This window comes from Kitasatospora sp. NEAU-CNBT7, from assembly GCF_057220535.1.
Genome location: NZ_JBXQQB010000010.1, coordinates 205,917 through 215,790, shown reverse-complemented (window position 1 = coordinate 215,790; position 9,874 = coordinate 205,917). Strand labels below are relative to the sequence as shown.

Here is a 9,874-nt window from a genome sequence, read left to right as displayed (position 1 = left end):
TGTTCGCGGAGTGAACAGAGGGGGCGGCTGGCGGTGGGGCGCCCCTGGCGGCCCCCCCCCCGCCGCACGCCGCACCCGCCCGGGCGGCGGCCGCTCAGGCCTTGCGCACCGGTACACGAGGGCTGGCGTTGGCGTAGGCGTCCCTCTCCTGAGCGTTCCATGCCGAGGCTCCGACCGGCAGGGAGCGTCATCGGCATGTGCGGTATTCCATGACGTTCCGCCCAGGTCGTGGGAGCCCGTGCCACAAGCATGGGCCGTCGATCAGACGTCAGGTTGACGACCTGGTTCGTCGGAGGCGGACATGGTGCGGGCCATATTTCCGCCCTGCCAGGTGTCGGAGTCGGCTGAAACACTTCGGGCGTGATCAACAAGACAGCCGCCAGTCACCACTCCGCCGACGAGCACCTGCCGCCCGCAGCCCAGGCCGAACTCACCGGCGTGGCATGGAGCGTGCTGCCGCACTTCTGCGCCGGCCTGCACAACGTGCCCGACACACCGGACATCCTCCGCGGACTGGTCGCCACCGATCGCACCCGCCGGGTACGGGCGGTCCGGGACCTGTACCGGCTGCTCCTCAACCAGGAGCGCCTGTTCCCGGCGACCGCCCCGGCGGCCCGCGTCATCGCCGCCCTCCTCAGCGATCCGCGCACTCTCGCCGAGGACCGCTGGGAACGGAGATCGGGTCGTCGGCCGCTGCGTGCGGAACTGCTGAACTGGCTGGCCTCGTTCGCCGACCTCACCCGCTTGGACGTCCAGGACGGTGTCGCCACACCCCAGGACCTGGCCGCCGCCCGGGCGGTGCGGCCGGTGCTCCACGACCGGGTTGCGGTCTTCTGCGAGGACGACGATTCGCAGGTGCGGGAGGCCGCCGTCGCGGCCGCTGTCCTTCTGCTCGCGGACCCCGCCCTCGCCGCGTCCGTCCCGCAGTACAGGCCTGCCGTTCGCGGCGTCCTGGCATCGAGTGCGGACTCGTACTACCGGTGGATCGCCCGGGAGCGGCTGGAGGCCTGGGGCGAGGACACCACGGACCTTGCCGCCGATGAGGTGGAACGCCGCGCGGCCGTTGGCCGGGCGCGCCTGCTGGCGGAGAACCCGTTCAATGAGAACTCGGTTCAGGCGGCCCGATGGCTGGCCGCGCAGCCGGAGGACACGGCAGCACTGGAGCCGCCCGGCCGTTGGCACCCGGCCTGGAAGGCGCCCGAGCGGGCGGCGCCGCCCGGCCCGGCACCCGAACCGCCCATGGCTGTCCGGGGCACCAGACCGAACCGCCGCCGGAGTCCATGGCCGATCGGCACGATGGAGAACCACGACGAGTGGACGTTCACCCCGTACATCGGGGTCGGCCCGCTGCACTTCGGCATGACCCTGGAAGAGATCGCCGCAACCCTCCGCGAAACGGGAACCGTCCTGTCCACCTACGACCCTGAGACGGGCAGGCACTCGCTCACCCTCGCCGAGTTCCCCCTCACCGGCGTCAGGGCCCTCTTCGGAAGCAACAACGGCCTGGCGTGCGTGGCCGTGGACGCACAGAACGGCCCCCAGGTGCGGCTGGAGGGCACTTCGCTGACCGGCTGCCTGCCTTCCCAGTTGGCGGACTGGCTCGGTCACCGACCGGCACGCGGCGACCTGATGTACAGCCCCGCCGGTGACCTGGTCGTCGCCGGCTACGGCCTCGCCATCCGCTCCCAGCGCACCGGCGACATCACGCTGACCCGACCGCTCTTCCTGATCCACGAATGGCTCGACCTCTGGCACGCCCTGCCCAGGGAGGAGTGGAACCTCCGGTAGAGCCGACTCGCTCTCGCTGACATCCGGGCACCCGAGGAGCAAACCTGACAACCACCGCGGAAGGTTCAGCATCAGGCTGAGCACTCCGGCGCGCCTCGAGGCAGGCAGCCCAGTTGGTTGGCGCGCGGCGCCGCGGAATGCGGCGTTCCGCGACGTACGACGTACTGGATGAGGCCCGGGCGCGGGGCCGGCTGCTGCACGGCCTGGCGGCCGTGACCGTCGAACCTGCCTGATGTCTGCCACCTGCGCCGAGGCCACCGAGGGAATGGGCCCGAGGCGCTGCACCCCAGTTGCCACAGCCCCACCCCACCCCGGCGTGGCGCCCGTCCAGGACCGCTGACACCAGGCCCACCGCCCTGGGCGGAGGCCACGCGAATTCGTATGACAGGTGCGGGCCGGCTCCGCGAGCATGGGCCGATGACCACGGAACCCGACCTTCTGACGCTGAGCATCGTCTGCCCACCGCCCGACGCGGGCGGCGTGGAGACCCGCCCGATCGTCAACGGCCGGGATTTCCTGGCCGAGGTGGTCCCCGGTGGGGTGGGAGGCTCCCGGTACGTGGGAGTGGGCCCCCGGTATCTGCTGGCCCCCGACGGGCCGTTGCATGCGACGGCGATGCCCCACGAAGTTCGGCTCGCCGGCTCCGGGTGCGGCATCGAGGAGTGCTGTGGCGCCCTGTACATGACGGTCAGGCGCGACGGGGACCAGGTGGTCTGGGCGGGCTGGCGCGACCCGGCCAATCAGGACTTCGACCTGCCGGAGCTGCGGTTCACCGCAGGCCGGTACGAGGCCGAGGTCCTGCGCGCCGGAGAGGACCGCAGTTGGGAGTGGCCGGCCGGGGCGGTTGCGCGGCTGCTCGAGGCGGGGCTGAGGGGACGTGGGGACTGGCTCGTCCGCTGGGAGTGCGAGGTGGAAGGCGTCTGGGCCTCGCGCAAGGAACCCGGTCGAATCCACGTCGTCCTGAGGCATCCGCCTCGCCCGGACGACACGGGTCTGCCCTGGCTCCAGTTCGGGCTGACTTTCCCGATCTCCGCCGAGGCCCCAAAGGAGCAGGCCGAGCGCCTCGAAGCGCGGCTGATCTCAGGCGATCCCCGTGCCATCGCCGAGGTCTGGGGCGGTTCGCACGATGCCGGGAAACTGGGCTACCCGTGGCCGCCGGTCGATCCGCAACTCCTGTGAGCGGCAGGGAACCTCGACCCACCCGGCCCGTCCGGAGCTTCTGGGAATATCCGGCGGCCGGCCGCGGTGATTCCCGGGCCTGGCGGGCCGAACCGGTGGCGGGCGAGCGGGCGAGCCTGCCGGTACCGCGCGCCGGAGCGGTCCGTGCCTGCGCCGTTCGGTGGGCAGATCAAGGCACGCCCGGCCGCGTGGCCGTCCCCGGGCGTTAAGTAAGGTATGCCTTGGCTTGCCAAGGGTGGACCGCGGCGGCCGTGACCGGCTGCCCGGGACCGCCGTGACCAGGAGCCACCGCCCGGGAGTGACATGGCCGATGTCCGCGCTCTGACCGTCCTGCTGGTCTCGCTGGGAACCGCGGGCGCCGCCCTGAGCGGCTGTTCGAGCTCGAGCGGCGACCCGGACCGCAGCGGCACGGTCCAGGTCGAGGCCACGGACAGCGCCTGCACCGTCTCCAGCACCACCCTCCCGGCCGGGAAAGTGACCCTCCAGGTGCACAACACCGGCTCCAAGGTCACCGAGGTGTACATCTACGCCCCTGGCGACCGCATCGTCACCGAGCGGGAGAACATCGGCCCCGGCACCAAGGCGGAGATCACCGCCGACATCAAACCCGGCGCGTACGAGATCGCCTGCAAGCCCGGCATGACCGGTGACGGCATCCGCCAGAAGATCACCGTGACCGGCACCGTGACCGGCACCGGCACCGGTGGCACGGCCGCCGCCGCGACCGATCCCCGGCTGGACGCCGCCGTCGCCTCCTACCGCGCCTACGTCCAGCAGCAGGCCGACGCGACGATCCCGGTGGCCGAGCAGTTCGCCGCCGCCGTCCAGGCCGGCGACCTGGTGAAGGCCAAGGCGCTGTTCGCCCCGTCCCGGGTCGGCTGGGAGCGGACCGAACCGGTCGCCGAGAGCTTCGGCGACATCGATCCGAAGACCGACACCCGCGAGGACGGACTCGAGCCCGGCCAGCAGTGGACCGGCTGGCACCGGATCGAGAAATCGCTCTGGACCGACGGCACCATCACCGACGAGGACCGCAGGCTCGCCGCCCAGCTGGTCACCGACCTCAAGGACTGGCAGGTCCGGGTCGGCAGCGCCGAGATCACCGCGACCAGCATGGCCAACGGTGCCAAGGAGCTGCTGGACGAGGTCGCCACCGGCAAGGTCACCGGCGAGGAGGACCGCTACAGCCACACCGACCTGTCCGACTTCAACGCCAACGTCGAAGGCGCCGAACAGGCGTACCGGCTGCTCAGGCCGGTCGCCGCCGAGAAGGACCCGCAGCTGGTGCAGACCCTGGACACCGAGTTCGCCGACCTCGAGGCGCTGCTCGCCACGTACAGGCAGCCCGACGGCAGCTACACCCCGTACGACCAGGTGCCCGAGGCCGAACGCAAGGCGTTCTCGGACGCCGTCAACGCGCTCGCCGAGCCGCTCTCCCGGCTGGCCGCGGCCGTCGCGCCGGCGCAGCCGACCCAGCAGTGATCCCGTGGCGGCCACCGACCCTGAACCCGGTGACACGAACGCCGCCCCCCGGCCCGAGGAACCGCAGCCGCCCGGAGCCGCCGCACCCGGCACCCCCACCGACCGCACATCCCAGGAGGCTGCGTGTTCGCGAACTACCTGATCGGCCTGCGCGAGGGACTCGAAGCCAGCCTCATCGTATGCATCCTGATCGCCTACCTGGTCAAGACCGACCGCCGTGACCGGCTCCCCGCAGTCTGGGCGGGAGTCGGCGCGGCCGTGGTGCTCAGCATGGGCTTCGGCGCCCTGCTGCAGTACGGGTCGAGCCAACTGAGCTTCGAGGCGCAGGAGGCGCTCGGCGGCACCCTGTCGATCATCGCGGTCGCGCTGGTGACCTGGATGGTGTTCTGGATGCGCCGAACCGCCCGCCACCTCAAGTCCGATCTGCAGGGGAAGGTCGACTCCGCCGCCGCGCTCGGCACCCTCGCACTCGCCGTCACCGCCTTCCTCGCCGTCGGCCGCGAGGGACTGGAGACGGCACTCTTCATCTGGACCGCCGTCCAGGCCACCCAGGACGGCAGCCGCCCGCTGGTCGGGGCCGCCCTCGGCCTGCTCACCGCCGTCGCGCTCGGCTGGCTGTTCTACCGCGGCGCCCTGCGCATCAACCTCGCCACGTTCTTCACCTGGACCGGCGCCCTGCTCATCGTCGTCGCCGCGGGCGTGCTCGCCTACGGCGTCCACGACCTCCAGGAGGCCGGCTGGCTGGGCGGCCTGGACAACCTCGCCTTCGACATCTCCGGCACGATCCCCAAGGACAGCTGGTACGGCACCCTGCTGAAGGGCGTGTTCAACTTCCAGCCGGACCCGACCGTCCTCCAACTCGTCGTCTGGGTCGCCTACCTGGTCCCCGTCCTGTTCCTGTTCCTGCGCCGCCCCCGGCCCGCCCCCGCCGCCCGGCCGGCGGGCGTCACCGGCGGAGCCGACCACCGCGAGCACTGAACAGGCGCGCCGCCGCCGCCCGCTGCGGTGGCAGCGCCCGGCCGGGTGGGCTGGAATGAGAAGGGTCCGCCGGACCGGTACCGTGCCGCGCCCGGCCCGAGCCACCGGAACGGAGAGCCACCGTGCAGGGCGACGCCGAGGTCATCGAATTCCTCAACGAGCAGCTCACCGCCGAACTCACCGCCATCAACCAGTACTTCCTGCACGCCAAGATGCAGGAGCACTACGGCTGGCCGAAGCTGGCCGCCCACACCAGGGCCGAGTCCTTCGACGAGATGCGGCACGCCGAGATCCTCACCGACCGGATCCTGCTCCTCGACGGACTGCCCAACTACCAGCGGCTGTTCCACCTCACCATCGGCCAGACCGTCAAGGAGATGCTGGAGGCCGACCGCGTCGTCGAGGCCGAGGCCGTCGACCGGCTGCGCCGCGGCATCGTGGTGATGCGGGCCAAGAACGACGTCACGTCGGCCAACCTCTTCGAGTCGATCCTCGCCGACGAGGAGGAGCACATCGACTACCTGGACACCCAGCTGCAGCTGCTCGCCTCGCTCGGCGAACCGCTCTACACCGCGCAGCTGGTCGAGCAGCCCTCCTGAGGCAGCCACCCCCGGTGGCGGTCAGGTGCCCAGCGGGATGCGCAGCGCGACCGTGCCGCGCAGGTCCAGCCAGGCCGCCCGCGGTCCGCGGACCAGCCGCAGGACCACCTGTCCGCAGCCGGGACACCGGCCGACCAGGCCCGGCGCGTGCGCGTACACCCGCAGTCCCGCCAGCGGCCCCGACGCGCCGCAGCCCGTGCAGCGGGTCAGTGCGGTGGTGAGGTCGACCGTGAACAGCTCCGAGAGCGGGCCCGCGAGGGCGTTGCCGTCCTGGTACGAGGGGGCGCCGGCGTCGGCGGTCATGTCAGCCTCCGGTGGGTCCGAAGCGTTCGGTGCGGATCCGGGCCGGGTCGTGGCCCAGCGTGACCAGCTGGTCCGCGACGCTCTCGACGAAGCCGGTCGGGCCGCAGACGTAGCACTCGGGGAAGAAGTCCGGCGGCCAGCCCCAGGTCCGCAGGTCGGCGGCGCCGATCCGGCCGGGCGGCCGGGGCCAGCCGTCGGGGGCGGACCGGGTGTACAGGAACGTGGTGTCCAACCCCGGGTCGCCGCGGCGCAGTTCGCCCAGGTACCAGCGGTCCTCGGGGGCGCGGACCGAGTAGATCAGCCGGAACGGGCTGCGGCCGCCCGCCGCCCGCCGGGCACGGATCATCGCCATCAGCGGGGCGACACCCGATCCGCCGGCCACCAGCAGGACCGGGGTGTCCTGCTCCGGGCGCCACACGAACCAGCCGCCGACCGGCCCGCGCAGCTCCAGCAGATCGCCGACCGCCACCTGCCCGGCCAGGTAGGGGGAGACCTCGCCGTCGGCGACGGCCTGGACGGTCAGCTCGATCCGCGAGCCGTCCGCGGCGGAGGTCAGCGAGTAACTGCGCTCGGTGCTGTAGCCGTCCTCGGCGGTGAGCCGGACGTCGACGTGCTGCCCGGCGAGGTGGCCGGGCCAGCCGGGTACGTCCAGGGCGATCGAGACCGCCGCCGCGGTCTCGCGGCGCCGCTCGAGCACCGTGGCGACCCGCCAGCGCAGCCGTTCGCCTAGTCGCCCTGGTACCGCTGCTCGCGCCATGGGTCTCCGTAGTCGTGGTAGCCGACGCTCTCCCAGAACCCCGGCTCGCTGCGCGCCGTCAGCTCGATGCCGCGCACCCACTTCGCGGACTTCCACAGGTACAGGTGCGGGACGAGCAGCCGGGCCGGGCCGCCGTGCTCGGCCGGCAGGTCGGCGCCCTCGTAACGGTGCGCGATCCAGGCCCGGCCGTTCAGCAGGTCGGCGAGCGGCAGGTTGGTGGTGTAGCCGCCGTAGGCGCTGACCAAGGCGTAGTCCGAGCTGCTCGGGACCGCGCCCAGCAGGACGTCCAGGGAGACGCCCTCCCAGGAGGTCCCGAACTTGGACCAGCGCGTCACGCAGTGCAGGTCGACGGTGAACCGCTCGGCCGGCAGGGAGAGCAGGTCGCCCCAGGTCCAGCGGTACCGGTCGCCGGTCTCCGTGGTGACGGTGAACTCCCAGTCCTCGCGCGCGACCCTCGGCGTCGGCCCGGCGGACAGCACCGGGAAGTCGCGGGTCTCGTACTGGCCCGGCGGCAGCCGGTGGCCCGTGGTGCGCGGGCGGCCCCGGAAGCCCGGGGAGATCACGGTCATGGCCCCACCCTTCCTGTCGGGGCGACCGGACGGTCCAGCTGCCATTGTCACCCCGGGCCACCCCCGGGCGCCTCACCGGAGCGCCGGGGCGACGGACCCGCGCCGCCGAGCCGGGGGCCGTCGGAGTGACGGCACGTCATGTCGTGACGGAGTGTCGTCAAACTCGTGCTTAGCGTGAACGCATGACCGATGAACCTCCCCTCGGCGCCGCAGGCGGACCGAGCATCCCCGGAGCGCCCCGGCGAGGCGGCCTGACCGCGCTCTTCGTCCTGGTCGTGGCCCTGCTGACCACGCTCGCGGTCGTCACCCCGGCCGCGGCCGCGCGCCGGGTGGCCGGCACGGTGACCGTGCAGTTCGACAACAAGAGCGACCGCGACGTCACGGCCGCCAGCGCCAACGTGCCCGAGGGCTGCGTGATCCCGTACGTGCCGTCCGTGATCGCGGCCGGCACCACGGCCAGCTGGACCGTGGCACCGTGCAACTCCGCGTACGGCGCCAAGGCGACGGTCAACCTCTTCGTCCAGGGCGAGGGCAACGCGCAGCTCCAGATCGGCTGGGACGTCCCGTTCACCGGCCCCAACAGCTTCACCGAGTCGGCGCCGACCGGCTACGTCATCAGCCACAGCGGCGGTGCGGACCAGAACACCCCGGTCCGGTTCTCCTTCGACTGCAACTCCACCACCTGCGACGGCATCCCCGACGACTGGAAGCGCAACGGGGTCACCCTCAACCCCGGCGACGGCAGCCCGAACAAGTTCATCGACCTCAAGGCGATGGGCGCCGACGTCAACCGGCCCGACATCTTCATCCAGCTGGACTGGATGGCCGACGACAAGCACAGCCACGCGATCAGCCCCGCCGCGATCAAGCAGGTGGTGGACGCCTTCAAGAACGCCCCCTACCGCAAGCGCCAGACCGGCACCGGCATCAACCTGCACATCGACGCCGGGCCCGACAGCATCATGGACTTCGCCACCAACACGACCTGGGGCACCCTCAGCCGCGCCAAGAAGCTCACCGAGACGGCCAATCTCGGCACCAAGGTCGACGGCATGTACCAGTGGAACGCGTTCACCGCGCTGAAGAACGCCACCGGCGGCTTCCGCAGCACCGCGCGGGCGCCGATCTTCCACTACGCGATCTCGGCGCACAACCTGGAGGCAGGATCCGGGTCCAGCGGGATCTCCGCAGGCACCCCCGGCAGCGACTTCATCGTCAGCCTGGGCAGCTTCACCGACCAGACCGGCACGGTGGCCGAGCAGGCCGGCACCCTGATGCACGAACTAGGCCACAACCTGGGCCTGCGGCACAGCGGTGACACCGACCTGCCCAACCACGAGCCGCAGTACTTCAGCGTGATGAACTACACCTACCAGTTCGGCCTGACGGTGGGCACCACCAGCGGTCTGGTCGACTACTCCCGCCAGAACCTGTTCCTGAACGAGACCACGCTGGACGAGCGCGTCTACCCGCCGACCACCCCGCTCTACGACGTCAGCCACTACTGCCCCGGCGTCGACGGGACGGTCGGCAAGTTCGTCACCATCCCGTCGAGCAAGGGCGCCGTCGACTGGGACTGCAACGGCAAGGTCGGCAGCGAGACGGTCATGGTCGACGTCAACGGCGACAGCGACAGGACCCGGCTCCCCGGCCACGACGACTGGAGCGTGCTCCAGCTGCGCGGCGGCTCCGTCGGCCACCAGGGCGACAGCGCCGGCGTCCCCGCCCCGACCCTGGACAACGAGGCCGACCCCGACGACGAGGCCATGGACCTGCCGGTGGACACCACCGCACCGGTCACCACGGCCAGGATCCGCCCCTCGCACGGCCACAAGGACGCGGGCGGCCGCGACGACGAGCAACTGGTCGTCCTCACCGCGACCGACGACATCTCCGGGGTGGCGCTGACCGAGTACAACCTCGACGGCGCGGGCTGGACCACCTACACCGGTCCGATCCCCGTCCGCGGCGAGGGCGAGCACCAGCTGCTCTACCGCTCGGTCGACCGCGCCCAGAACCAGGAGGCAGACCAGGCCCTGGCCCTGCGGATCGACCGCGGTTCCCCGTGGCACCCGGAGCCGGGCACCGAAGGCTGAACCACCTTCCCCATCATCCACCGCCCCCGGGCCCACCCTCGGCCCGGGGGCCGCTACGCTGCGTCGACGGGCCCGATCCGCCCGCGGACCGAGCGAGCGGAGGTGACGGACCGGTGGTTCATC

Annotated in this window: 9 protein-coding genes; 6 read left to right on the top strand and 3 right to left on the bottom strand. The window is 71.9% G+C overall.

Annotation, left to right across the window (positions count from 1 at the left end):
* The first annotated feature begins 360 nt into the window (after window positions 1-360).
* The 5 genes from AC2TEW_RS16485 to bfr all read left to right on the top strand — a co-directional run bounded on the left by AC2TEW_RS16485 (window position 361) and on the right by bfr (window position 6,026).
* Entirely contained in the window at window positions 361-1,788 is a 1,428-nt protein-coding gene (locus AC2TEW_RS16485; protein WP_484624093.1) for a hypothetical protein, read from the top strand.
* Between the two features lie 417 nt (window positions 1,789-2,205).
* Window positions 2,206-2,967, top strand: coding sequence for a hypothetical protein (locus AC2TEW_RS16480; protein ID WP_484624092.1), 762 nt, complete (start codon window positions 2,206-2,208; stop codon window positions 2,965-2,967).
* Window positions 2,968-3,270: 303 nt separating this feature from the next.
* Window positions 3,271-4,449: an iron uptake system protein EfeO gene (efeO, locus tag AC2TEW_RS16475; protein ID WP_484624091.1), complete on the top strand. Its 1,179-nt coding sequence runs from the start codon at window positions 3,271-3,273 to the stop codon at window positions 4,447-4,449.
* Between the two features lie 123 nt (window positions 4,450-4,572).
* Window positions 4,573-5,427, top strand: coding sequence for an iron uptake transporter permease EfeU (gene efeU / locus AC2TEW_RS16470; RefSeq protein ID WP_484624090.1), 855 nt, complete (start codon window positions 4,573-4,575; stop codon window positions 5,425-5,427).
* A gap of 122 nt (window positions 5,428-5,549) precedes the next feature.
* Window positions 5,550-6,026 carry a bacterioferritin gene (gene bfr / locus AC2TEW_RS16465; protein WP_484624089.1) on the top strand — a complete coding sequence of 159 codons (477 nt, stop codon included), beginning with the start codon at window positions 5,550-5,552 and terminating at the stop codon, window positions 6,024-6,026.
* A gap of 21 nt (window positions 6,027-6,047) precedes the next feature.
* On the opposite strand, the gene AC2TEW_RS16460 is transcribed toward bfr, so the two are convergent.
* The 3 genes from AC2TEW_RS16460 to AC2TEW_RS16450 are packed head-to-tail and all read right to left on the bottom strand — an operon-like array spanning window position 6,048 to window position 7,655.
* Window positions 6,048-6,329, bottom strand: a complete 282-nt coding sequence (locus AC2TEW_RS16460) for a DUF6510 family protein (protein WP_484624088.1) — start codon at window positions 6,327-6,329, stop codon at window positions 6,048-6,050.
* Window position 6,330: 1 nt separating this feature from the next.
* Complete coding sequence (locus tag AC2TEW_RS16455; RefSeq protein ID WP_484624087.1) at window positions 6,331-7,086, bottom strand: ferredoxin reductase; 756 nt, start codon at window positions 7,084-7,086, stop codon at window positions 6,331-6,333.
* Window positions 7,056-7,655: a sulfite oxidase-like oxidoreductase gene (locus tag AC2TEW_RS16450; RefSeq protein ID WP_484624086.1), complete on the bottom strand. Its 600-nt coding sequence runs from the start codon at window positions 7,653-7,655 to the stop codon at window positions 7,056-7,058. The genes AC2TEW_RS16455 and AC2TEW_RS16450 overlap by 31 nt, the downstream gene beginning before the upstream one ends.
* Window positions 7,656-7,837: 182 nt before the next feature.
* On the opposite strand from AC2TEW_RS16450, the gene AC2TEW_RS16445 reads away from it, so the two are divergent.
* Window positions 7,838-9,751: an OmpL47-type beta-barrel domain-containing protein gene (locus tag AC2TEW_RS16445; RefSeq protein ID WP_484624085.1), complete on the top strand. Its 1,914-nt coding sequence runs from the start codon at window positions 7,838-7,840 to the stop codon at window positions 9,749-9,751.
* The last annotated feature ends 123 nt before the right edge of the window (window positions 9,752-9,874 follow it).

What these genes read in the sequence shown, in the direction of transcription:
- AC2TEW_RS16480 (WP_484624092.1), top strand. Translation starts at nt 2,206, where the DNA reads ATGACCACGGAACCCGACCTTCTGACGCTGAGCATCGTCTGCCCACCG.
- efeO (WP_484624091.1), top strand. Translation starts at nt 3,271, where the DNA reads ATGGCCGATGTCCGCGCTCTGACCGTCCTGCTGGTCTCGCTGGGAACC.
- AC2TEW_RS16460 (WP_484624088.1), bottom strand. Translation starts at nt 6,329, where the DNA reads ATGACCGCCGACGCCGGCGCCCCCTCGTACCAGGACGGCAACGCCCTC.
- AC2TEW_RS16455 (WP_484624087.1), bottom strand. Translation starts at nt 7,086, where the DNA reads ATGGCGCGAGCAGCGGTACCAGGGCGACTAGGCGAACGGCTGCGCTGG.
- AC2TEW_RS16450 (WP_484624086.1), bottom strand. Translation starts at nt 7,655, where the DNA reads ATGACCGTGATCTCCCCGGGCTTCCGGGGCCGCCCGCGCACCACGGGC.
- AC2TEW_RS16445 (WP_484624085.1), top strand. Translation starts at nt 7,838, where the DNA reads ATGACCGATGAACCTCCCCTCGGCGCCGCAGGCGGACCGAGCATCCCC.